Below are 21,962 nucleotides of genomic sequence, written 5' to 3' on the forward strand. Positions count from 1 at the left end.
GCGCCTTGAGCACGGACCGGGCGCCATCCGCCCGCGGCAGCGGCGGCCCACCCCCCCCCCCGCGCCCGCGGCCGCCGCGCCCCGCCCGGGCCGGCCGCGGGTGCCGCCGAGGGCCGGCGCAGCTCGCGCCGGCGGGCGGGTCGCGGGTGCCGCCGAGGGCCGGCGGGCGGGTCGCGCGATCAGTGGATGCCGACCATCAGGCCCCGGATGTGCCGGGAGAACATCACCGCGCCGAGGCCGAGGGCCACCGAGGCGGCCCCGAAGGTGAGGAAGTACGTCGGCTCCGGCCAGGTGTCGGCCAGCCGGGCCACCTGCCCGCCGATCGCGTCGCCGACAGCGGTGGCGAGGAACCACAGCCCCATCATCTGACTCGCGTACTTCACCGGCGCCAGCTTCGTGGTGGCCGACAGCCCGACGGGGCTCAGCGACAGCTCGCCGGCGACCTGGATGGCGTACACGGCCACGAGCCACCACGGCGAGACCAGGTCGCCGCCGACGGCGGCCTGCGCGGCGGCGGCCATCAGCACGAACGACAGGCCGTTGAGCACCAGCCCGACGGCGAACTTCGTCGGGGTGGAGACCCGGTGGCCCAGCCGCAGCCACAGCAACGCGAACAGCGGCGCCCCGATGATGATCAGGATCGGGTTGACCGACTGCAACCACGAGGCGGGGAAGGTGAACCCGGCGACGTCGCGGTCGGTGTTGTCGGCGGCGAAGATGTTCAGCACCGACCCCGCCTGGTCGTAGATCAACCAGAACGAGGCGGCGAAGACGAACAGCCACACGTACGCCTTCATCCGGCTGCGTTCGGTGGCGCTCAGCTCCCGGTCCACCATGATCCGCACGAAGTAGCCGACGGTGATCAGCACGGTGGCGACGGTCAGCAGGTTGACCACGGTGTCGACGGTGAACGCCCCGGCCACGGCGAGGCCGGCGACCGCGACCACGACCAGGGCGGTGACCGCGCCGACGCGCGTCAGCGCGCGGCGGCGGTCGGCGCCGAGCAGCGGGTCGGCGGGGCGCGCGCCGGCGTCGCCGAGGTTGCGCCGGCCCAGCACGTACTGCAGCACGCCGAGGGTCATCCCGATCGCGGCGGCCCCGAAGCCGAGATGCCAGTTGACCTTCTCGCCGAGGTAGCCGGTGATCAGCGGCGCGATGAACGCGCCGAGGTTGATGCCCATGTAGAAGATCGAGAAGCCGGCGTCGCGGCGCGGGGAGTCCCGGTCGTAGAGGTCGCCGACCATCGTCGAGATGTTGGGCTTGAGCAGGCCCGTGCCGAGCACGATCAGCGCCATGCCCGCGAAGACGCTCCACCGGGTGGGGATCGCCATCACGTAGTGCCCGGCGGCGATGACCACGCCGCCCCACAGCACGCTGCGCCGCGCGCCGAGGAGCCGGTCGGCCACCCAGCCGCCCGGCAGCGCCATCAGGTAGACCATGGCGTTGTAGGTGCCGTAGACGGCGCTGGCGCTGGCCTCGCTCATCGCCTGCCCGTCGTCGGCCACCGACGCGGTCAGGTACAGCACCAGGATCGCCCGCATGCCGTAGAAGCTGAACCGCTCCCACATCTCGGTGAGGAAGAGGGTGGACAGGGCCCTCGGGTGACCGAGGAACGTCCGCCCGGAGGGCGGCCGGGACTCCACCGGCGCGTCACCGACCATCGCGACCTCCGCTTGCTCGGGGCGGTTAACATCCCCGTTGGCAGCGGAAACACTCCACCCAACCGACCCGGCCCGGGGGCGACCCCGCCGGGCGGCTGGCATGGCCGGCTACCCTTGTGCAGGCTCACCCGGCGGCGCGCGAGCGCTCCGGGCGGGAATGGCCCGGCGGGAACGGACCGTTACACAGAGAAGACCAGCACCACGAACGAGGGGAAGTCGATATGGGCGAGCGGATGCTGCGCGGGAGCCGGCTGGGCGCGGTCAGCTACGAATCCGACCGCAACACGGAGCTCGCGCCGCGCCAGACCCGCGAGTACCTCTGCGCCAAGGGTCACCAGTTCGAGGTCCCGTTCGCCGTCGACGCCGAGGTCCCCACGACCTGGGAGTGCAAGTTCGACGGCAGCGTCGCCCGGCTGGTCGACGGCAGCGAGCCGGAGCAGAAGAAGGCCAAGCCGCCGCGCACCCACTGGGACATGCTGCTGGAGCGGCGTTCGATCGCCGAGCTGGAGGACATCCTGGCCGAGCGGCTGCAGGAGGTCCGCACCCGCCGCGGTCGCGCCTGACCCGCACCGCACGTCACGGCGCCCCGGGAGCCACGCTCCCGGGGCGCCGTCGTGTGCTGTTCCGGTTCGTCCGCCGCCGGGATGGGGTCGCCCGCCCTGCTGTCCGGTTCCGGCCGCTGGCGCCCGTTTCCGGGGCCAGGACCGGCCGCTGCCGAGGCGGGTCAGTTGCGGCCGGGTTCGACGATCTCGCCCTCGATGGCGCGGCCCCCGTCGACCACGACCGGCGGCTGCGCCGTCGCGGCGGGCGTGGGCTGTGGCGCGCCTCGGCGCACCCGCACCCGGCGGGGCCCGAACAGGTCACCGGCGACCATCGACGACACCCGGCGCTCGGCGGCACGCCGCACGCCGCCGCGGGCCAGCCGGCGCACCGGCGGCACCAGCAGCAACAGCCCCACCAGGCCGCTGACCAGGCCCGGGGCCGCCAGCAGCAGCGCGCCGACCAGCCCGACGAGCCCGTCGGTGACCTGCCGGCCCGGCGGCTGACCGGCCTCCACGGCGGCCCGGAAGCCGCGCCAGGCACGCATCCCCTCGCGGCGCAGCAGCACCAGCCCCAGCAGCGACGCCGCGAACACCACCAGCAGCGCCGAGCCGAACCCGATCGCCCGGCCCACCGCGACGAACACCGCCAGCTCCAGCAGCACCGCCAGCAGCAGGCCCAGCGGAACGTACTTCAGTCCTCGGCGCATCTCACCTCATCCGCCATCCGCGACGCCTGCGGTGCGGTCGGTCCGCGCAGGCGTTCCGTCCAGCATGACACGCCCGGGCTCAGGGCCACCGCACCTGACCGGTGGGGGTGCCGTGCAGGCCGCGCCGCACCGCCGTACGCCGGTCCTGCAGGCCCCACGCGGTGATCCGCCACAGCGCCTCGGCGATGATCAGCGGGCTCATCTTGCTGGTGCCGCGTTCCCGCTCGGTGAACGTGATCGGCACCTCGACGATGCGCGCCCCGGCCCGGTGCGCCAGCCGCGACAGCTCCACCTGGAACGAGTAGCCCTGCGAGCACACCGACGCCAGGTCGATCTCGTCGAGGGCGGACAGCCGGTACACCCGGTAGCCGCCGGTGGCGTCGGACACCGGCATGCCCAGCGCCAGCCGCGCGTACATGTTCCCGCAGCGCGACAGCAGCAGCCGCCGCAGCGGCCAGTTCACCAGCCGCGCGCCGCGCGTCCAGCGGGAGCCGATCACCACGTCGGCGTCGCGGGCGGCCGCCAGCAGCGCGGGCAGGTCCTCCGGGGCGTGCGAACCGTCGGCGTCCATCTCCACCACGGCGTCGAAGCCGCGCTCCCGGGCCCACGCGAACCCGGCCAGGTAGGCCGCGCCGAGCCCCTGCTTGCCCTCGCGGTGCAGCACGTGCACCCGGGGGTCGGCGGCGGAAAGGGCGTCGGCGACCGCGCCGGTGCCGTCGGGGCTGTTGTCGTCGGCGACGAGGATCTCCACCGCCGGGGCGGCGCGGCGCACCCGCGTCACGATCCGCGCCACGTTGTCGGCCTCGTCGTAGGTCGGGATCACCACGAGCACCCGACCCACCCCCGGCTGGCCGGGGTCCGGTCCTCGGGTGCCGGTCGTCTCGCCCACCGTCGCTTCCCCCTCCGCCGGCGGACCGGCTGGTGTCATCCGGCGCGGTGCCGGCGGCGCAGCACCGCCGCGCCGACCAGGGCCGCCACCGCCAGGGTCGCCAGCGCCGCCTCGGGCCACAGGCCGACCCGGGTGGCCAGGGTGCGCCCGTCGTCCAGGCGCAGCTGCCGCACCACGACCGCTCGGGTGTTGAACCCGGTGGCGTCGCTTACCCGCCCGTCGGGGGCAACGAACCCGGACACTCCGACCGTCGAGGCCATCAACGCCGGCCGGCCGTGCTCGACCGCCCGCAGCCGCACCATGGCCAACTGCTGACGCGCCTCGGACACGTCGAAGGTGGCGTTGTTGGTCTGCACCACCAGCAGCTGCGCCCCGCCGGTGACGGTGTCGCGGACCACCTCGTCGTAGGCGACCTCGAAGCAGATCACGTCGCCGAGCACGGCCGCGCCGGCGCGCACCACGCCCGGCTCGGTGCCGGGCACGAAGTCGGCGCGTACCCGGTCGACCTGCTTGCTGACCATGCGCGCCAGGTCGCGCATCGGCACGTACTCGGCGAACGGCACGGGGTGCCGCTTGGTGTAGACCTGCCCCAGGTCGGGGCCGGCGCCGGGCCGCCACAGGATCCCGGCGTTGCGGACCTCGCCGTCGTCGGGGCCGCGCAGCACCGCGCCGACGAGGATCGGGGCGCCGATCGCGTCGGCGGCCCGGGAGATCTGGGCGCCGGCGTCGGCGTCGCGCAGCGGGTCGATGTCGCTGGAGTTCTCCGGCCACACCACCAGGTCGGGACGGCGCTGCGTGCCGGCCGCCACCTGCCCGGCCAGCTCGACGGTGGCGTCGACGTGGTTGCCGAGCACCGCCTTGCGTTGGGCGTTGAAGTCCAGCCCCAGCCGGGGCACGTTGCCCTGCACGATCGCCACGGTGACGGCGTCGCCGTCGCCGGCGGCGGCCACCGGCACCAACAGCCCCACGACGGGCAGCGCGACCGCCCCGGCGGTCAGCCCGGCGACCGGCGCCCAGCGCCGCCGCCCGTCCCGGGCCCACCACAGCGCGGCGGCGAGCAGCCCACCGGCGAGCGCCACCGCGAAGGTCACCAGCGGCGCGCCGCCCAGCGCGGCCAGCCGCAGCAGCGGCGAGCCGTCCTGGCTGAACGCCAGCCGCCCCCACGGGAACCCGCCGAACGGGGTGCGGTCGCGCAGCGCCTCCTGCCCCACCCACAGCACGCCGGTCAGCGCCGGCCAGGCCCACCGCAGCCGGTCGGCCAGCGGGGACGCGTACGCGCCCGCCGCGCCGAGCAGCGCCAGGTAGCCGGCCTGCAACAGCGACAGCAGCGCCCACGGCAGGTAGCCGGTGTGCAGGTTCGTCCAGCTCAGCAGCGGCGCGAACAGCGCCACCCCGGTGAGGAAGCCCAGCCCGGCGCCGGCCCGTACGCGGCGGCGGTGCGTCGCCACGGCCAGCAGCGCCACCCCGACCGGCGCCAGCGGCCACACCCCGTACGGGGGGAACGCCGCGAGCAGCGCCAGCCCGGCGGCCACCGCCAGCGGCACGGCCACCCGCAGCGGCAGCGGGCGCGGCGCCGTGTCGGGCACGCGTGGGGCGTCGGCGCGCGGCTGGCTGCTGTCCACGGTCGTCACGGGCACCTCTCCTCGATCACACCGCGGAAGGCTACCCGGCGGCCGGCGCCGCACCGGCGTCGCCGGTGGTGACCGGGCGGGTGAAGCTGCCGAGGAACCGTTCGGCGGCCCGCCGCTCGCCGGTGACGCGCAGCGCGCCGCGGCGTTCGGCCTCGTCGCGGGGCAGGTAGCCGTAGACGACCTCCAGCAGGGTGCGCGGGTCGGTGTCGACGGCGGCGGCGCAGCGCTCCCCGGCGCCCCGGGTGACGCGCAGCCCGGCCGGGCCCGCCTCGGCGACGAACCGGTCGACGCCCAGCCGCAGCCCCACCGGCGGCTGCGGGCCCGCGGCCGGGTCGGGGTCGTACGTGGTGCGCAGGGCCAGCATCAGGGCGTCGACGCTCAACTGGCCGGTGGCGGGCAGCGGCTGACGGCTGCCCCACCGGCCCAGCGCCAGCAGGCTCTCCTCCAGCTCCCGGCCGCGCGGGGTGAGCTCGTACACGCGGGCGCTGGCCGGGGGCCCGAGGACGCGGCGGGTCACCACGCCCGCCCGCTCCAGCTCGCGCAGCCGCGCGGACAGCACGTTCTGGCTCATCGTGGGCAGCCCTCGGCTGAGGTCGGAGAAGCGTTTCGGCCCGAGCAGCAACTCCCGGACGACCAGCAGCGCCCAGCGTTCGCCGACCACGGCCAGCGCGCGGGCCAGCCCGCACAGATCGTCGTAGGAACGCACCCGACAAGCGTAGCGAAACCGCTTGCACACGCGAAGTGACAACTCCTAATGTAGGAGTGAACCGTTCGAGGGAGGCGCCATGACCGCGACCACCGCCCTGCCCCAGGGCGACGTACGACTGCTCGACCATCCGGTGGCCCGGCGGCTGCTGGCCTCGCCGGAACTGGCCCGCGTGGCCTACGTCGCGCCCGACGACACACCCCGGGTGCTGCCGATGCTGTTCCACTTCACCGGCGACGAGGTGGTCTTCTGCACCTTCGCCGGCGCCCACAAGATCAGCCATCTGCGGGCGCGACCCCAGGTCGCCGTCACCATCGACACCACCGCCACGCCGCCGCAGGTGCTGCTGCTGCGCGGCCCCGTCACCGTCACCGACGTCGACGGCCTCGCCCCCGAATACCTCGCCGCCCACCACCGCCACGGCGGGCAGGAACAGGTCGACGCCGTGCTCGCCGAGACGGACGGCCAGCCGGTGCGGATGGCCCGCATCGGCCTGCGCCCGACGTGGGTGGGGGTGCTGGACTTCACCACCCGTTTCCCCGGCGGCGGCAGCGCCGACGACTTCGCCACCCGGGGCCGCTCGTGAGCTACGTGCTGGTCCCCGGCGCGGGCGGCAGCGCCGACTACTGGCACCTGCTCGCCGACGAGTTGCGCCGCCGCGGCCGGGACGTCGTCGCGGTGGACCTGCCCGCCGCCGACGACACCGCCGCCCTGCCCGAGTACGCCGACACCGTCCGCGCCGCGATCGGTGCGCGCCGCGACGTGACGCTGGTCGCCCAGTCCCTCGGCGCGTTCACCGCCGCGCTGGTCGCCGACGACCCGAGGGTGACGATGCTCGTCCTGGTCAACCCGATGATCCCCGCCCCCGGCGAGACGCCCGGGCAGTGGTGGGAGGCGACCGGCCACGCGCGGGCCCGTGCCGCGTACGCCGCCGCCCAGGGCCGCCCGCCCGGCGACCACGTCGACCCGGCGGTCGACTTCTTCCACGACGTGCCCGAGGCGGTGGTGGCCCGGATCACCGCCGACGCGCCCGCCGAGTCGGCGGCGGTGTTCACCCGCCCCAACCCGCTGCGCCGCTGGCCCGACGTGCCCACCCGCGTCGTCACCGGCCGCGACGACCGGTTCTTCCCCGCCGACTTCCAGCGCCGCCTCGCCCGCGAACGCCTCGGCGTCGACGTCGACGTGCTGCCCGGCGGGCACCTCGTCGCCCTGAGCCAGCCGCACCGCCTCGCCGACCAGCTCGACGCCTACCGCGCCCCGACCGCCACCTGACGCCGCACCCGCCACGCCCGCACCCGCTCCGCGGCGCACCACACCACCGGGCCCGCTGACGCCGCCGCCACGCCCGGACGCCGGCACCGCGACGCAGGACACCACCGGGCCCGGAAGACCCAACCGGCCGCACGCCCCGACGCCCCTGCCGGGGCGGGAACGAAAATCGGGGCGCGGCTCGCGCCGCGCCCCGATGCTCCCAGGCCCTTCCCGGCCGGTGGGGCGAGAATGAGCTGCGCCGACCTTCGGACCGACCCGACGTGGACTGGCTGCCCCCGCCTGGCCGTTGTCTACTGGCCGTGCACCTCACCCTGCCCGTACACCGGTAACCGCGGCCGGTTCGCGCCGCCCCGCCGACCCCCGCCCGCTGGACCTGGCCGCCGCGACGCACTGCATGTCGCTCGGCCAGCGGACGAAGGGACGAAGCGAACAACAGCCGCTTCCCGTAGTAGGACTCAAAGACGGTACGGCGTGGACCCCCGCCGCTGTCAACCCACCCCGGCCTGTCGTGTGTTGCACCACGGCGTGTCGCGTCGGCGAGTCTCAATCCGTGGCCAGGTGGCGACGCAGCAGCGCCCCCGCCGCCGCCGGATGCTCGGCGGCCAGCAACCCACCGGCGGCCAGCACGTAGTCGACGTCGACGACCGGCCGGGCCGCCCGTGGCAGCGGCCACCCGCCCGCGTGGTCGGCCAACACCGCGCGGAGCACGCCCGCCGCGTCGGCCGGCGCCGCGTGCCGCAGCACCCCGCCCGACCCGACCAGCAGCCGCACGTCCCGCAGGTCCCGGCCGGCCCGCTCCCCCGTCGCCGCGCCCCGCGCGTGCCGCCGCAACGCCACCGTCGCCGCCAGCGCCGCGATCCGGGCGTCCACCGCCCGGTCGGCGTCCCCCGCCGGCAGGAACCCCGGATCGCCGGCCCGCACCGCCGCCGCGGCCGCCAGACCGTCGCGCTCCGCGTCGCCCAGCAGCCGCTCCTCGACGGCGGCCCGCACCACCCCCGGCGCGCTCCACCGCATGCCCAGGTCACCCTCGACGGTGCGCGCCCGCCACAGCGAACCCGCCACCTCCCGGCCCGGCCCGCTGGCCCGCTCGTCCGGCGTCAGCACCGAATACACGTCGGTCGTGGCGCCACCGACGTCCACCACCACCAGGTCACCGCCGAGGGCGTCGGCGAGCACCTCCACACCCGTCAACACCGCGTCGGGCGTGGCCGCCCGCACCAGCCGCGCGAACCGCGACCCCCGCGACAGCCGCTTGCCGCCGATGACGTGCCGCAGGAACACCTCCCGGATCGCCGCCCGCGCCGACGCCGGCGCCAACACCCCGATGCGGGGTAGCACGTTGTCGGCCACCGTCACCGGCACCCCCGCGCCGGCCAGCAGGGCGTGCAGGTCGGCGCGGACGTCGACGTTGCCGGCGAGCACCACCGGCACCCGCCAGCGGGCCCTCGCCAGCCGCGTCGCGTTGTGCGTCAACGTCTCCGCGTCCCCGCCGTCGGTGCCGCCGACCAGCAGCACCACGTCCGGGCGGGCCGCCCGCAACGCCGTCAGGCCCGCCGCGCCGAGCCGCCCCGCCGCCACGTGCACCACGTTCGCGCCCGCCGACAGACCCACCCGCCGGCCCGCCTGCGCGGTCACCAGATGCTCGTAGCCGACCACGGCCAACCGCAGCCCACCACCCGCCGACGAACACACGTACCACGGGACGTCCCGCACCCCCACGCCGGCGGTGGCCGCGCCGACCGCCGCGTCCAGGCCGTGCAGCACGTCCGTGCCGACCGTCGTGGGCGCCGACGCCGCCGCCACCAACGCGCCGCCGTCGAGATCCACCACCGCCACCTTCGTGTACGTGGACCCGACGTCGGCGCAGACCGCGTACCTCACGCCACCGGCGGAACGACCACCGTGCCGGTCGCCGTGACCGCCACGATCGGGCTGTCGAGGACCTCCGCCGCCGACTCACCCCGATCCGGGCGGCCCCGGCACACCACCCGCGCCTCGAAGTCGATCGTGCGGCTGCGGGTGCCCACCCGGGTCACCGTCGCCGTCACCTCCAACACGTCGCCCGCCTTCATGGCGCTGCGGAACTGCACGTCCGAGTACGACGCGAACAACCCCTCGTCGCCGTCGGTGCGGATGCACACCTCCGTCGCCACGTCCCCGAACAACCCCAACGCGTACGCCCCGTCGACCAGGTTGCCCGCGTAGTGGGCGTGCGAGTACGGCACGTACCGCCGGTGGGTGACCGTCAGACCGACCCGGGAATCACTCATGCCTTCGCCTTCTTCTCCGTGATCAACGCGTGCACCAGGTAGCTCGCCACCTCGCCCGGCGTGGTGCCCCGACCGAAGATGCGGTCCACCCCCAACTCGCCGGCCATCGTCTCGTCGAACCGCGGCCCACCCACGATCAGCAGCGGCCGCCGCCCGGCCGGCATCGCCTCACGGAACGCCGCCGACATCTCCCGCGTGTTGTGCAGGTGCGCGTCGCGCTGCGTCACCACCTGCGACACCAGCACCGCGTCGGCCCGCTCCGCCCGGGCCGCCTCCACCAGCTCCGGCACGCTCACCTGCGCGCCCAGGTTGGTGACCTTCAACTCCCGGTAGTACTCCAGGCCCTTCTCCCCCGCGATGCCCTTGACGTTGAGGATCGCGTCGATGCCCACCGTGTGCGCGTCCGTGCCGATGCACGCGCCCACCACCGACAGCTTGCGCCGCAACCTCTGCTTCACCACCGCGTTGACCTCCTTGGCGCTCAGCAGCGGAAAGTCACGCTCCACCACCTGCACCGCCGAGGTGTCCACCAGGTGGTTCACCCGCCCGTACACCACGAAGAAGGTGAAACCCTCACCGATCGGCTTGGCGTGCACCAGCATCGCCGGATCGATGCCCATCTTGTTCGCCAACTGCACCGCCGCGCCCTCGGCCCGCTTGTCGTGCGGCACCGGCAACGTGAACGACACCTGCACCATGCCGTCGCCGGTGGTGTCCCCGTACGGCCGCACGATCCTCTTCTCGGCGGCCCCGCCGCCAGCTTCCACGGCGCTCATGCGGCCGACCCTTCCAGGATCTCCGTGGCCGGGTTGAAGTAGTCGGCCTCGTGCCGCGCCACCCCCGCCAGACCCTTGCCCCGGTCCGCCGGCCGCTTCATGATCCCGAACGTGCCCTCGGCGATCGCCGTCAACAACGACTGCTCACCGATGCGCTCCAACAGGTCCACCGCCTCCGACAGCACCCGGTTGGCCCGCTGCTGGATGAACCCGCCCGGCGCCGGCACGAAGTCCTCGCGCAACCCGCCCGCCGCACCCAACACGTACCGCACGTTCTGCAGGGCGATGTCCCGGTCCGACAACCACGGCGTCACCACCGCCTCCGTCATCATCCCCACCAGCAGGATGCCCTGACCGGTCATCGTGCCCACCAGGTTGAAGAACCCGTCCAGCAGGTTGCCCCGGAACACGTCACCGGTCATGTGCTTCGTCGGCGGCATCCACTTCAACGGCGCGTCCGGGAACAACTCCCGCGCCAGCAACGCGTGCGCCAACTCCAACCGCAACGACTCCGGCACATCCGGGTTGATCTCGAACGCGTGCCCCAGCCCCAACTGCCAGTCCGCCAGCCCCGCCTCGTGCGCGAAGAACTCGTTGAGCAGCTGCGACACCGTCACCGTGTGCGCCTCGTCCACCGCGTCCGCGGTGGTCAGGTAGTTGTCCTCACCGGTGTTGATGATGATCCCCGCCCGCGCGTGCACCTGCCGCGAGAACCGCTGGTCCACGAACGTGCGGATCGGATTGATGTCCCGGAACAGGATCCCGTACATCGAATCGTTGAGCATCATGTCGAGCCGCTCCAGGCCGGCGAGGGTCGCCATCTCCGGCATGCACAGACCCGACGCGTAGTTCGTCAGCCGCACGTACCGGCCCAACTCCTTCGACGAGGCGTCCAACGCCGCCCGCATCAACCGGAAGTTCTCCTGCGTCGCGTACGTGCCCGCGAACCCCTCCCGCGTCGCGCCCTCCGGCACGTAGTCCAACAGCGACTGCCCCGTCGACCGGATCACCGCGATGACGTCCGCGCCGGCCCGCGCCGCCGCCTGCGCCTGCGGAATGTCCTCGTAGATGTCGCCCGTCGCCACGATCAGGTAGATCCACGGCCGCTGCTTCGGATCCCCGTACCGCTTGACCAGACGCTCCCGCTCGACGCGGCGCCGGTCGACCAGCCGGACACCGGCCGCCACGGCCTTCCGCGCCGCCTTCCGCGCCGCCGTCGCCGCCTTCCCCGACGGCACCTCGAACCGCACCGACCCCGCCGCCGCCTTCTGCGCCAGCAACGTCACGTCACCGATCTGCTCCCGCGCCAACGCGTCGAACACCGGCACCGCCACCCCGTGCCCCAACCCCACGTCCGCGACCACCGCGTCCACGAGCCGGTTCACCCACGGAATGCCGTCCGGATCGGCGCCCGTCACCCCCGCCAACCGCAACACCGCCCGCTCCACCGACACCGTCGTGTGGCTGCGCGCCAGATCCACCACCGGCTGCCCCGCCCGGCGCGCCAACTCCCGCGCCCGCGCCACCAACCGCGGATCCAGATCAAGCTTTCCCGTCACGCCCTCACCCCGCCACACCCGGCGAAGGCGCACCCGCCCGCACCGTACCGATGGATGCTCACGCAGACCCTTCCTCGTAGATCACGTCACCGCGCAACACCGTGCGCCGGCACACCGGCAACGGCGTCGGATCCTGCGGACCCCGCGCCTCCACCTCGTCGGCCAGCAGCACCGGCAGACCACGGTCCACCCCCGCCGGCGTCGACCACACCGCGAACGTCGCCGGCGCCCCCAACGCCAACACACCCTCGTTGTCCAGGTGCACCGCCCGCCACCCGCCACGGGTGTGCGCCGCGAACGCCGCCCGCACACTCATCCGCTGCGTCGGGTTGTGATGCCACACCGCCGCCCGCACCGAACCCCACGGATCCAGCGGCGTCACCGGCGAATCCGACCCGAACGCCAACGCCACCCCCACGCCGTGCATCGCCCCCATCGGGTTCGACTCCAACGACCGGTCCAGCCCCAACCGCGACTCGTACATCCGGCCCGCACCACCCCACAACCGGTCGAACGCCGGCTGCATGCTCGCCACGATCCCGTACTCCACGAACCCCGCGATCAACCGCTTGTCCATGATCTCCGCGTGCTCGACCCGGTGCCGCGCCGCCCGCACCCGCTCCGTGCCCAGCCGCCGCGCCGCACCCGCGAAACCCTCCAGCACCGTCGAGATCGCCGCGTCACCGATCGCGTGGAACCCGCCCTGCATGCCGTGCGCCGCACAGTCCAGCAGATGATCCCGCACCTGCTCCGCCGACAGGTAACCGTGCCCGCAACCACCCTCGCCGTCCAGGTAGTCCCGCGACACGTGCGCCGTACGCGACCCCAACGCACCGTCCGCGAACAGGTCACCCCCCGCACCCACCGCACCCAACTCCCGGGCCCGCGCCGCACCCCCCAGCTCACCCCAGTACCCGTACACCTCCGCCACACCAGCCCCCGACAGCGCCAGCAGCCCCGTGAAGTCCTCCTCGTCGGAGATCTCCGGACCACCACACTCGTGCACCGCCGCGATGCCCAGCGACGCCGCGTGCCCCAACGCCGCCCGCTGCGCCGCCACCCGCTGCGCCCGCGTCACCGACGCGAACGCCGCCGCCCGCACCACGTGGTGCGCGTCACGCCGCAACCAACCCGACGCCGCGTAACCCGCCGCCGACACCACCCGCGGACACGCCGCCAGCAACGCCGCCGACACCAGCGCCGAATGGATCGACGCCTGCGACAGATAGACCCGCCGCCCCCCGGCCGCCCGATCCAGCGCCGCCGCGTCCGGCAACTCCGGCGCCACCCAACCCGACTCGTCCCAGCCGTGCCCCAACACCACCGCGTCCGCCGGCAACACCGCCGCGAACGCCGCCACCGCGTCCAGCAACTGCCCCGCCGACCGCACCGCCGACAGATCCAGCCCCGACAACGCCAACCCCGTGTCCGTCGCGTGCACGTGCGCGTCCACGAACGCCGGCGTCACCAACGCCCCGTCCAGATCCACCACCCGGTCGGCGGCCGGCGCGTCCCCGTCCACCCCCAGCCACGCGATCCTGCCGTCACGCACCAGCAGCGCCGTCGCACGCGGATCAGCCGGACAGTGCAGCACACCGCCGCGGTACAGAGTCGAGGGGTTCGTCATGACAGTCAGTCTGCCGCCAACCGCGACTCGAACAACCCCCGGACCCCCGGCTCCGACCGCAACAACCCCAACGCCAACTCCGCGTGCCCCGGCACGTAGCCGTTGCCGACCAGCATCGTCACGTCCGCCGCCAGGCCCTCCGCGCCCAACGCCGCCGCCGCGAAACTCGTCGCCATCGAGAAGAACACCACCGTGCCGCCGTCGGCCGTCGCCAGCACCGCCCCGTGCTCGCAACCCGGCACGTCCACGCACACCACCGTCACGTCCGCCGGCGCCCCCAACGCCGTCGTCACCGCCGTCGACAACGCCACCGGATCCCGCGCGTCGGCCAACGCCACCGCGTCCGCCAGACCCGCCGCCGCCAGCGCGTCACGCTCCGCCACCACCGGCACCACCCCGACCGTACGGCCGGCGCCCGCCCGCCGCGCCGCCGCCAGCGACAGCGACCCGCTCTTGCCCGCGCCCCCGATCACCGCCACCCGCACCGGCGACGGATCCCCCGCCCGCTCCCGATCCGCCACATACCCCGACACCACCCGCGCCGTCAACGCCGGCGCCCCGCACACGTCCAGCACCGCCAGCGACAACTGCGGATCCAGATCCGCCGGCAGCACCGCCGCGATCGACCGCGCGAACAGGATCGCGTACCCGTCGCACGGCACCTGCTCGCTGCGCCCGTCCCAGCGCGCCAACCCGTCGAGGATCGTCAGCGGCGTCAGCGTCAGCGACACCAACGTCGCCACCCGCTCCCCCGCCTTCAACCCCAGCGGGGAACGCCGCCCCGCCTCCTCCACCGTGCCGATCAACATGCCACCGGACCCGGTCACCGGGTTCTGCATCTTCCCCCGGGTCGACACGATCTCCAGGACCTCGGCGCGGACCGCGTCACCGTCGCCGCCGTGCTTCTCCCACAACTGCCGGAAGCTCGCCGCGTCCAGGTTCAGCCGCTCCACCCGGATGCGCACCTCGTTCGCCGCGATCTCCGGGCGCGCGTCCAACCGCCACGCCGCCTGCGGCAGCACCCCCGCCGGTTCGACAACGCGGTGCAGACCCACCGGTGACGTCACGCCGACCTCCCCTGTCAAAGCCGCCCGAAGCCCCGGCCAGGGCTCGCGTAGCGGGAAAACTTCCGGCAGACTAATTTCTTCACCGCATATTTTCCAGTAGCCTTCGGAACCGCTGATCAACCGCACCACTTCGAGGAGGGGCCGTGACCCAGACCCAACCGGTGGAGACCATCCCTGCGCCCCGCTCCACGCCGGTCGCGACCCCCACCGCCGGACAGCCCTACGAATACCGCCGCGCGCCCCTCGTCGAACCCGACTGGACCCGCTTCCCCGGCTGGCGCCACGTCACCCGCGACCAGTGGGAGAACGCCCAGTGGCAGCGCGTCAACTGCGTCAAGAACATCAAGCAGCTGCGCGCAGTCCTCGGCGACCTCGTCGACGAGACCTTCTACGCCGACCTCGAGGCCGACCAGAAGGCCCTGGCCACCATGTCCATGCTGGTGCCGCCGCAGATGCTCAACACCATGGTGCCGTTCGCCCCGATGACCACCGAGGCGTTCCTCGCCGACCCCGTCCGGCGCTACATGATCCCCGTCGCCTCCGACCGGCGCACCGACTGGCCCTCCCACCCGTACGCCAGCCGCGACTCACTGCACGAACACGACATGTGGGTCGCCGAGGGCCTCACCCACCGCTACCCCACCAAGGTCCTCGCCGAACTGCTCTCCACCTGCCCGCAGTACTGCGGCCACTGCACCCGCATGGACCTCGTCGGCAACTCCACCCCCGCCGTCGACAAGCTCAAGCTCAGCCTCAAGCCCGTCGACCGCTACGACGCCCACATCAGCTACCTCAAGGCCCACCCCGGCGTCCGCGACGTCGTCGTCTCCGGCGGCGACGTGGCCAACGTCCCGTGGCGCAACCTCGAGTCCTACCTGATGCGGCTGCTCGAACTGGAGACCGTCCGCGACATCCGGCTCGCCACCAAGGCCCTCATGGGCCTGCCCCAGCACTGGCTCCAGCCCGACGTCGTCGAGGGCCTCGAACGCGTCGCCCGCACCGCCGCCCGCCGCGGCGTCAACCTCGCCATCCACACCCACGTCAACCACGCCCAGTCGCTCACCCCGCTGGTCGCCAAGGCCGCCCAGACGGCCCTCGACGTCGGCGTACGCGACGTCCGCAACCAGGGCGTGCTCATGCGCGGCGTCAACGCCACCGCCCCCGACCTGCTCGACCTCTGCTTCGCCCTCCAGGGCGAGGCCGGCATCCTGCCGTACTACTTCTACATGTGCGACATGATCCCCAACGCCGAGCACTGGCGGGTCCCGGTCTGGCACGCCCAGCAGCTCCAGCACGACATCATGGGCTACCTGCCCGGCTACGCCACCCCGCGCATCGTCTGCGACGTCCCCTTCGTCGGCAAGCGCTGGGTGCACATGCTCACCGAGTACGACCGCGAGCGCGGCATCTCCTACTGGACGAAGAACTACCGCACCTCCATCGAGTCCGCCGACGCCGAGGCGCTCAACAAGCGCTACGCCTACTACGACCCGATCGACACCCTGCCCGAGACCGGGCAGAAGTGGTGGGCCGACCACCGCATCGAGGACTGACCCGCCGACACCCGTCACCCCCGGAGCCGCCCGCCGGCCCGGGGGTGACGCGTTTCCGCCGCTCAGGCCACCCGGTGCGTGGTGGCGGCCGCGCTCGAACAGTCGGCGATGGTGGTGGGCTGCGAGACGTTGAGCGCGTCCAGCCGGGACCACCCGTTGACACCGGTCGACGTGTTGCGGAGGAAGATCCAGAGCGCGTTGGTGTAGGTCGCGCAGTGGACGTCGATCCCCTGGCCCGGGTAACCGAGACCCCGGCTGGCGCAGTCGATGTGCGGGTACGCCCGGATGTTGCTTCCGTTGCCGAACGAGATGGCACCCCCGCTGTACAGGTCCGGGTGGGTGCCGTGGCCGGAGCAGTGCGCGCTGGCCGGGCTGGCGGGCATCAGCGCCAGCACCGAGCCGCCCACGACGAGCGCCAGTGCGGACGCGCTGGAAAGCAACCGAGATCGCATACGGGACATCCTCCAGACAGACGGTGACAACTGTCGATGAGAATGGCACGCGTTCACGCCCCGGCGCCCGCTCCCGCCCGAACGCAGCAGCGTCGAAGAGGACGCCGCTGATCCTGACGCGGTGCGGCCCCCGGAACGCGCCGGGGGCCGCACCGCGAACCACGCGTCACTTCGTGAAGGCGTCCCGCACGTCGCGGCCGGCGTCCTTCACGCGCTCGCCGGCCTGGCGGGCACGCGCGTCCCGCTGCTGCGTGGCGCCCTCGCCGCGCATCCGCTCGTCGCCGCTGACGTCGCCGATCCGCTCCTTGGCCGCCCCGGTCAGCTGCTCGACCTTGCTCTTCGCCTTGTCGGTGAAGCTCATGTCGCCTCCTCTGCTCGTGCGCCCGTCGAGGGCCTCCCCGACGCTCCCCGCCCGGGTGCCCGACGTCGTCGCCGGGAAACCGTTCCGGGGTGCGGCACCGCACACCCGCTAAGGCATCCTAGGACACTAGGTGAACGGGGGTGCCGCTCGTCTGGTTGACTGGGCCGATGGGCGACCTCCTGCTGATCCGGCACGGCGAGACCACCTGGAGCGCCAGCCGCCGGCACACCTCGTACACCGACCTGCCGCTCACCCCCGACGGCGAGCGGCAGGCCCGCGCCCTCGGCCGGTTCCTCGCCGGCCGGCGCTTCGCCGCGGTCCTGACCAGCCCCCGCGCCCGGGCGCTGCACACCGCACAGCTCGCCGGGCTCGCCGTCACCGGGACCGACGACGACCTCGCCGAGTGGCACTACGGCGACTACGAGGGGCGCACCTCCGCCGACATCCACGACGACCACCCCAGCTGGAACCTCTGGGCCGACGGCTGCCCCGGCGGGGAGTCCCCCAGCGAGGTCGGCGAGCGGCTCGACAGCGTGCTGGCCCGGATCCACCCCCTGCTCGACCGGGGCACCGTGGCCCTCGTCGGGCACGGCCACAGCCTGCGGGTGCTCGGCGCCCGCTGGGTGGGCCTGCCGCCGTCGGCCGGCGGGCTGCTGCGGCTGGACACCGCCACCGTCAGCGTGCTCGGCCACGAGCACGGCCGGCGGGTCATCCTGCGGTGGAACCAGCCGGTTCCCCCGGCGCCCGGGACCGCGCCCGAGCCGGGGGCTCGGCACTGATCTTCGGCGGCCGGTTCTCGTACGGGGTCGACAGCACCACCGTCGTGCGGGTCGTCACGTTCGCCGCCGTCCGGATCTCCTGGAGCACCCGCTCCAGGTCGGCCGGGCTGGCCACCCGCACCAGTAGCAGGTAGAAGTCCTCCCCCGCCACGGAGTAGCACGAGTCGATCTCCGGCAGGTGGGCCAGCCGCTCCGGGGCGTCGTCCGGCTGCGACGGGTCGAACGGCCGGATCGCCACGAACGCCGTCAACGGCAGGTCCAGGGCCTCGAAGGAGACCCGCGCCGCGTACCCCTTGATGACGCCGCGCTGTTCCAGCCGGCGCACCCGCTGGTGCACGGCGGACACCGACAGGCCCACCTTCTCCGCGAGGTCCGTGTACGACAGCCGACCGTCAGCGGTCAGCGCGGCGACGATGGCACGGTCGATCTCCTCCACGGCGTGCAACCTACCGGGAAAACCGCCCGGCTGCGACGACGGACCCCCGCCGGCACGACGCGGCGTACGCTGCGTGCCGGCGCGGCGCCCCGTCGTCAGCCCTTCGCCAGCGCCCGCGAGATGACCAGCCGCTGGATCTGGTTGGTGCCCTCGACGATCTGCAACACCTTGGCCTCGCGCATGTAGCGCTCCACCGGGTGGTCCGCCACGTAGCCGGCGCCGCCGAGCACCTGCACCGCGTCGGTGGTGACCCGCATCGCGACGTCGGTGGCGAAGAGCTTCGCCTTCGCCGCCTCGGTCGAGTACGGCCGGCCGGCGTCGCGCAGCCGGGCCGCGGCCAGCGTCAGGGCCCGGGCGGCGGAGACCTGGGTGGCCATGTCGGCGAGGGTGAAGCCCAGCCCCTGGAAGTCGATGATCGCCCTGCCGAACTGCTGGCGCTCCCGGGCGTAGCCGACCGCGTAGTCCAGCGCCGCCTGGGCCAGCCCGACCGCGCAGGCGGCGATGCCGAGGCGCCCCGAGTCCAGGGCGGACATGGCGATGGTGAAGCCCATCCCCTCCCCGCCGATCAGCCGCTCCGCCGGCACCCGGGCGTCGTCGAAGGCGATCTGCGCCACCGGCGAGGCGTGCAGGCCCATCGTCCGCTCCGCCGCCTGCGGGGCGATGCCCGGCGTGCCCCGGTCGGCGAGCAGGCAGGAGATGCCCTTCGGGCCGGGACCGCCGGTGCGGCAGAAGATGTTGTAGAAGTCCGCGACCCGGGCGTGCGTGATCCACGCCTTGGTGCCCGTCACCACGTAGGAGTCGCCGTCGCGCACCGCCTTCGTGGCCAGCGAGGCGGCGTCCGACCCGCCCTGCGGCTCCGAGAGGCAGTACGCGCCGAGCAGCTCGCCGCCGACCATGTCCGGCAGCAGCTTGCGCTGCTCGTCGGTGCCGAACTGGGCCAGCGGGTAGCAGGACAGGGTGTGCACGCTCACCGCCTCGGCGACCGCGAGCCACCGGCTGGCCAGGATCTCCAGCACCTGGAGATAGACCTCGTACGGCTGGGCGGCGCCGCCGTGCTCCTCGGCGTACGGCAGGCCGAGCAGGCCGGCCCGGCCGAGGGTGCGCAGCACCTCCCGGGGGAACTCGGCGCGCTGCTCGAACCCGGCCGCCTTCGGCGCGAGCTCCCGGTCGGCGAGTTCGGTGGCGAGGTCGAGCAGGTCGTGGGCCTCGTCGGTGGGGAGGATCCGGTCGACAGTCATAGCGCGATGAGCTCCGTGGGGGTGGTGTTGAGCCGTTGCACGCCGTCCGTGGTGCAGACGACGATGTCCTCGATGCGGGCCCCGTGCCGGCCCGCGTGGTAGATGCCCGGTTCGATCGAGAAGGCCATCCCCGCCTCCAGCGGCCGGGCGTTGCCCGCCACCACGTACGGCTCCTCGTGGCCGTCCAGGCCGATGCCGTGGCCGGTGCGGTGCAGGAACGCGGGGCCGTGGCCGGCGGCGGCGATCGGCTCCCGCGCGGCGGCGTCGACGGCCTCGGCGGTCACCCCGGGGCGGACGGCGGCCACCGCCGCGCGCTGGGCGGCGTGCAGCACCGCGTAGTAGTCGACGAACTCCGCCGGCGGCCGGCCGCCGGCGACGTAGGTGCGGGTGCAGTCCGACCGGTAGCCCGAGGGCATCGTGCCGCCGATGTCGACCACCACCGGCTCGCCGGCGCCGATCGGCCGGTCGGAGGTGCCGTGGTGCGGGCTGGCGCCGTTGGGGCCGGCCGCGACGATCACGAAGTCCACGGTGACGTGGCCGGCGGCCCGGATCGCCGCGGCGATGTCGGTGGCGACCTCCGCCTCGGTGCGGCCGGGCCGCAGCCACCGCCCCATCCCCTCGTGCACCGCGTCGATCGCCGCGCCCGCCTCGGCCAGCGCCGCGACCTCGGCCGGGGACTTGCGGATCCGCAGCTCGCGCAGCACCTCGGAGGCCAGCCGCTGGGTGGCGTCGGGCAGCGCCGCGCGCAGGGCGAGGACCTGCTCGGCCCACATCCGGTCGGCCAGCCCGACCGCCGCGACCGGCCCGCCGAGGGCGGCGGTGACGAGGGGGTACGGGTCGACGCCGTCGGCGTGGTCGACGATCCGCACGCCGGTGGCCGGTGCCGGGGACGCCTCCGCGGCCGGCCGCTCCAAGGCCGGCACGATCAGCGTCGGCTCGCCCTCGGCGGGCAGCACCAGGCAGGTCAGCCGCTCGCCGGCGTGCGCGTCGTAGCCGGTCAGGTAGCGCAGGTCTGAGCCGGGGCTGAGCAGCAGCGCGTCCAGCCCGGCGGCGGCGGTGGCGCGCTGCGCGGCGGCCAGCCGCTGCGGCGGGTACAGCTCCTCGGATCCCACCCCGTCAGCTTAACGTTCGTTCGGGCTCCGACCGAGCCCGCCCGGCGACGCCGGGACCCTCCACCGGCGGCCCGGGCGGCGTCAGCCAGGTTGGGCTCGCCGGACTCGACGCGACGGACGACGCCGCCCCCGCGCCGGTCGATCTGGCGGACGTCCGCCTCCCGGGGACCGGTCAGGACGGGTCCGGCTCGGCGGGCAGCGCGGCGGCCAGCCGCCGGGCCCGTTCGGCGTGGGTCAGCAGGTCCACGCTGTCGACGTACTGGTCGACCGCGCCGAGCGGCGCACGCCCCCGCAGCGCCGGGTCGGTGATGGCGGCGCGCAGCGCGGCGGCGACCCGCCCGGCGTCCAGGACCAGGAACGGCCGCCGGTGGAAGGGACGCGGACGGGCGCGCACGGGCGCGGCCAGGCCCGTGTCGTCGGTCCACGCGGCGACCGCCGCCAGCGCCCGCACCAGCCCGTCCTGCCTTCGCGGCCAGTCGCCGGGGCCGAGCGCGTCGGCCAGGGCCGCGACCACGGGCGCCGCGCCGGGCAGCCGGGCGAACACCGTGCCGAGCCACTTGTCGTACGGCGGCCAGTGGCGGCGCAGCAGCAGGCCCAGCCGCATCACGTCCCGCGCCAGCCCGGCGGTCACCACCCGGCTGCCGACGTCGTCGCCGACCTCGGCACAGCGGCCGGGCAGGTGTTCCGCCTGGGCGACGCGGGTCCACCCGGCGGCGAGCACGTGCCGCCACACGTCGTCCGGGTACCACCGCAGCGCGGCCCGCGCCCCGGTCAGCGCGCCGTCGAGGCCGTCGTGGAAGACCTCGCCGCCGGTCACCTCCGCCAGCCGCTGGCTCGGGGTGGCCAGCCAGTCCGCCGTGGTCACGCCCGCGCCCGGGTCGAAGCCGAGCCGGTCGCGCCACCAACCGCCCAGCTCGTCGATCCGCACCCCGTGCCGGGTGCCCGCCGGGTCGGCCACGCCGAGGCGGCCGTGGCCGGCGAACCGGGTCGGCCAGCCGAGGAACTCCGCCGGCAGGTCGGCGTCCAGCGCGGCGTGCAGCCGCGGCATCCGCCACGCGTCGGCCGCCGAGACGAAGAGCTGCCCGCGCGGCCCCCAGTCGTGGTCGGTGGAGCGCACGGTGTCCAGCCCGAGCAGTTCCGAGCCGCCGTCGAGCAGGCCGGCCGCGTAGCGCAGGCCGGGAAAGCGCCGGCGCACGATCGGGGCGAGCACCTCGTCGTGGAACCGTCGACCGAGCGTCAGGCCGGGAAGGAACGTCACACCGGCAGTCTGCGCCCCGGGCCGGCGCGGTCGCAGCACTGTTTCCGGCCCGGGCGGGCGCCCGCG

The 21,962-nt window shown here is 74.4% G+C and carries 20 protein-coding genes and 2 pseudogenes; 5 read left to right on the forward strand and 17 right to left on the reverse strand.

Annotation, left to right across the window (positions count from 1 at the left end; translation table 11 throughout):
* Positions 1-179 precede the first annotated feature (179 nt).
* Positions 180-1,661 carry a peptide MFS transporter gene (locus ACWENR_RS10305; RefSeq protein WP_452276715.1) on the reverse strand — a complete coding sequence of 494 codons (1,482 nt, stop codon included), beginning with the start codon at positions 1,659-1,661 and terminating at the stop codon, positions 180-182.
* Positions 1,662-1,882: 221 nt separating this feature from the next.
* Here ACWENR_RS10305 and ACWENR_RS10310 point away from each other — a divergent pair, with 221 nt between their 5' ends.
* Entirely contained in the window at positions 1,883-2,224 is a 342-nt protein-coding gene (locus ACWENR_RS10310) for an RNA polymerase-binding protein RbpA (protein ID WP_046564157.1), read from the forward strand.
* A gap of 161 nt (positions 2,225-2,385) precedes the next feature.
* Here ACWENR_RS10310 and ACWENR_RS10315 read toward each other — a convergent pair whose 3' ends face one another.
* The 4 genes and pseudogenes from ACWENR_RS10315 to ACWENR_RS10330 all read right to left on the reverse strand — a co-directional run.
* Positions 2,386-2,910, reverse strand: a complete 525-nt coding sequence (locus ACWENR_RS10315) for an FxsA family protein (RefSeq protein WP_452276716.1) — start codon at positions 2,908-2,910, stop codon at positions 2,386-2,388.
* A 79-nt stretch (positions 2,911-2,989) separates the two neighbouring features.
* Positions 2,990-3,799, reverse strand: a complete 810-nt coding sequence (locus ACWENR_RS10320; RefSeq protein WP_452276750.1) for a polyprenol monophosphomannose synthase — start codon at positions 3,797-3,799, stop codon at positions 2,990-2,992.
* A gap of 9 nt (positions 3,800-3,808) precedes the next feature.
* Positions 3,809-5,563 (reverse strand): annotated as a pseudogene (gene lnt, locus ACWENR_RS10325) (apolipoprotein N-acyltransferase); the annotation flags it as partial.
* 282 nt (positions 5,564-5,845) lie between these two features.
* Positions 5,846-6,166 (reverse strand): annotated as a pseudogene (locus tag ACWENR_RS10330) (winged helix-turn-helix transcriptional regulator); the annotation flags it as partial.
* Positions 6,167-6,215: 49 nt separating this feature from the next.
* Here ACWENR_RS10330 and ACWENR_RS10335 point away from each other — a divergent pair.
* Positions 6,216-6,722: a pyridoxamine 5'-phosphate oxidase family protein gene (locus tag ACWENR_RS10335; protein WP_452276717.1), complete on the forward strand. Its 507-nt coding sequence runs from the start codon at positions 6,216-6,218 to the stop codon at positions 6,720-6,722.
* Positions 6,719-7,408, forward strand: coding sequence for an alpha/beta fold hydrolase (locus tag ACWENR_RS10340; RefSeq protein WP_452276718.1), 690 nt, complete (start codon positions 6,719-6,721; stop codon positions 7,406-7,408). Before ACWENR_RS10335 ends, ACWENR_RS10340 begins: the two co-directional genes overlap by 4 nt.
* Positions 7,409-7,951: 543 nt before the next feature.
* Here the strand turns inward: ACWENR_RS10340 and ACWENR_RS10345 are convergent.
* Genes ACWENR_RS10345 through kdd form a run of 6 tightly spaced genes read right to left on the reverse strand, consistent with a single transcriptional unit; the run spans position 7,952 to position 14,707 of the window.
* Positions 7,952-9,289, reverse strand: a complete 1,338-nt coding sequence (locus ACWENR_RS10345) for a glutamate mutase L (protein WP_452276719.1) — start codon at positions 9,287-9,289, stop codon at positions 7,952-7,954.
* A complete protein-coding gene (gene kal / locus ACWENR_RS10350; RefSeq protein ID WP_452276720.1) occupies positions 9,286-9,678 on the reverse strand; it encodes a 3-aminobutyryl-CoA ammonia lyase in 393 nt (130 codons plus the stop codon). Before kal ends, ACWENR_RS10345 begins: the two co-directional genes overlap by 4 nt.
* Positions 9,675-10,454 carry a lysine 5,6-aminomutase subunit beta gene (kamE, locus tag ACWENR_RS10355; RefSeq protein ID WP_452276721.1) on the reverse strand — a complete coding sequence of 260 codons (780 nt, stop codon included), beginning with the start codon at positions 10,452-10,454 and terminating at the stop codon, positions 9,675-9,677. Before kamE ends, kal begins: the two co-directional genes overlap by 4 nt.
* Positions 10,451-12,013 carry a lysine 5,6-aminomutase subunit alpha gene (gene kamD / locus ACWENR_RS10360; RefSeq protein ID WP_452276722.1) on the reverse strand — a complete coding sequence of 521 codons (1,563 nt, stop codon included), beginning with the start codon at positions 12,011-12,013 and terminating at the stop codon, positions 10,451-10,453. Before kamD ends, kamE begins: the two co-directional genes overlap by 4 nt.
* A 58-nt stretch (positions 12,014-12,071) precedes the next feature.
* The gene (locus ACWENR_RS10365) at positions 12,072-13,640 is read right to left on the reverse strand and encodes an amidohydrolase (RefSeq protein ID WP_452276723.1); all 1,569 of its coding nucleotides are present in this window, start codon (positions 13,638-13,640) and stop codon (positions 12,072-12,074) included.
* A gap of 5 nt (positions 13,641-13,645) precedes the next feature.
* Positions 13,646-14,707 carry an L-erythro-3,5-diaminohexanoate dehydrogenase gene (gene kdd, locus ACWENR_RS10370; protein ID WP_452276724.1) on the reverse strand — a complete coding sequence of 354 codons (1,062 nt, stop codon included), beginning with the start codon at positions 14,705-14,707 and terminating at the stop codon, positions 13,646-13,648.
* A 143-nt stretch (positions 14,708-14,850) separates the two neighbouring features.
* On the opposite strand from kdd, the gene ACWENR_RS10375 reads away from it, so the two are divergent.
* The gene (locus ACWENR_RS10375; RefSeq protein WP_452276725.1) at positions 14,851-16,260 is read left to right on the forward strand and encodes a KamA family radical SAM protein; all 1,410 of its coding nucleotides are present in this window, start codon (positions 14,851-14,853) and stop codon (positions 16,258-16,260) included.
* Positions 16,261-16,322: 62 nt separating this feature from the next.
* On the opposite strand, the gene ACWENR_RS10380 is transcribed toward ACWENR_RS10375, so the two are convergent.
* Positions 16,323-16,712 carry a hypothetical protein gene (locus ACWENR_RS10380; protein WP_452276726.1) on the reverse strand — a complete coding sequence of 130 codons (390 nt, stop codon included), beginning with the start codon at positions 16,710-16,712 and terminating at the stop codon, positions 16,323-16,325.
* A 166-nt stretch (positions 16,713-16,878) separates the two neighbouring features.
* Positions 16,879-17,073: a CsbD family protein gene (locus ACWENR_RS10385; RefSeq protein ID WP_452276727.1), complete on the reverse strand. Its 195-nt coding sequence runs from the start codon at positions 17,071-17,073 to the stop codon at positions 16,879-16,881.
* Positions 17,074-17,240: 167 nt separating this feature from the next.
* Here ACWENR_RS10385 and ACWENR_RS10390 point away from each other — a divergent pair, with 167 nt between their 5' ends.
* On the forward strand, positions 17,241-17,852 hold the full coding sequence (locus tag ACWENR_RS10390) for a histidine phosphatase family protein (protein WP_452276728.1): 612 nt from the start codon (positions 17,241-17,243) through the stop codon (positions 17,850-17,852).
* Here the strand turns inward: ACWENR_RS10390 and ACWENR_RS10395 are convergent.
* The 4 genes from ACWENR_RS10395 to ACWENR_RS10410 form a co-directional block, all read right to left on the reverse strand.
* A complete protein-coding gene (locus ACWENR_RS10395; RefSeq protein ID WP_452276729.1) occupies positions 17,782-18,288 on the reverse strand; it encodes an Lrp/AsnC family transcriptional regulator in 507 nt (168 codons plus the stop codon). The two genes, ACWENR_RS10390 and ACWENR_RS10395, sit on opposite strands and share 71 nt — an antisense overlap.
* A gap of 95 nt (positions 18,289-18,383) precedes the next feature.
* On the reverse strand, positions 18,384-19,526 hold the full coding sequence (locus ACWENR_RS10400) for an acyl-CoA dehydrogenase family protein (protein WP_452276730.1): 1,143 nt from the start codon (positions 19,524-19,526) through the stop codon (positions 18,384-18,386).
* Positions 19,523-20,638 (reverse strand): M24 family metallopeptidase, encoded by a 1,116-nt coding sequence (locus tag ACWENR_RS10405; RefSeq protein ID WP_452276731.1) that lies wholly within the window; start codon positions 20,636-20,638, stop codon positions 19,523-19,525. The genes ACWENR_RS10400 and ACWENR_RS10405 overlap by 4 nt, the downstream gene beginning before the upstream one ends.
* A 172-nt stretch (positions 20,639-20,810) precedes the next feature.
* Positions 20,811-21,896, reverse strand: a complete 1,086-nt coding sequence (locus ACWENR_RS10410) for a DUF4037 domain-containing protein (RefSeq protein WP_452276732.1) — start codon at positions 21,894-21,896, stop codon at positions 20,811-20,813.
* Positions 21,897-21,962: the final 66 nt, after the last annotated feature.

Source organism: Micromonospora sp. NPDC004336, from assembly GCF_053602615.1.

What these genes read in the sequence shown, in the direction of transcription:
- ACWENR_RS10305 (WP_452276715.1), bottom strand. Translation starts at nt 1,661, where the DNA reads ATGGTCGGTGACGCGCCGGTGGAGTCCCGGCCGCCCTCCGGGCGGACG.
- ACWENR_RS10310 (WP_046564157.1), top strand. Translation starts at nt 1,883, where the DNA reads ATGGGCGAGCGGATGCTGCGCGGGAGCCGGCTGGGCGCGGTCAGCTAC.
- ACWENR_RS10315 (WP_452276716.1), bottom strand. Translation starts at nt 2,910, where the DNA reads ATGCGCCGAGGACTGAAGTACGTTCCGCTGGGCCTGCTGCTGGCGGTG.
- ACWENR_RS10335 (WP_452276717.1), top strand. Translation starts at nt 6,216, where the DNA reads ATGACCGCGACCACCGCCCTGCCCCAGGGCGACGTACGACTGCTCGAC.
- kal (WP_452276720.1), bottom strand. Translation starts at nt 9,678, where the DNA reads ATGAGTGATTCCCGGGTCGGTCTGACGGTCACCCACCGGCGGTACGTG.
- kamE (WP_452276721.1), bottom strand. Translation starts at nt 10,454, where the DNA reads ATGAGCGCCGTGGAAGCTGGCGGCGGGGCCGCCGAGAAGAGGATCGTG.
- ACWENR_RS10365 (WP_452276723.1), bottom strand. Translation starts at nt 13,640, where the DNA reads ATGACGAACCCCTCGACTCTGTACCGCGGCGGTGTGCTGCACTGTCCG.
- ACWENR_RS10380 (WP_452276726.1), bottom strand. Translation starts at nt 16,712, where the DNA reads ATGCGATCTCGGTTGCTTTCCAGCGCGTCCGCACTGGCGCTCGTCGTG.
- ACWENR_RS10385 (WP_452276727.1), bottom strand. Translation starts at nt 17,073, where the DNA reads ATGAGCTTCACCGACAAGGCGAAGAGCAAGGTCGAGCAGCTGACCGGG.
- ACWENR_RS10390 (WP_452276728.1), top strand. Translation starts at nt 17,241, where the DNA reads ATGGGCGACCTCCTGCTGATCCGGCACGGCGAGACCACCTGGAGCGCC.
- ACWENR_RS10400 (WP_452276730.1), bottom strand. Translation starts at nt 19,526, where the DNA reads ATGACTGTCGACCGGATCCTCCCCACCGACGAGGCCCACGACCTGCTC.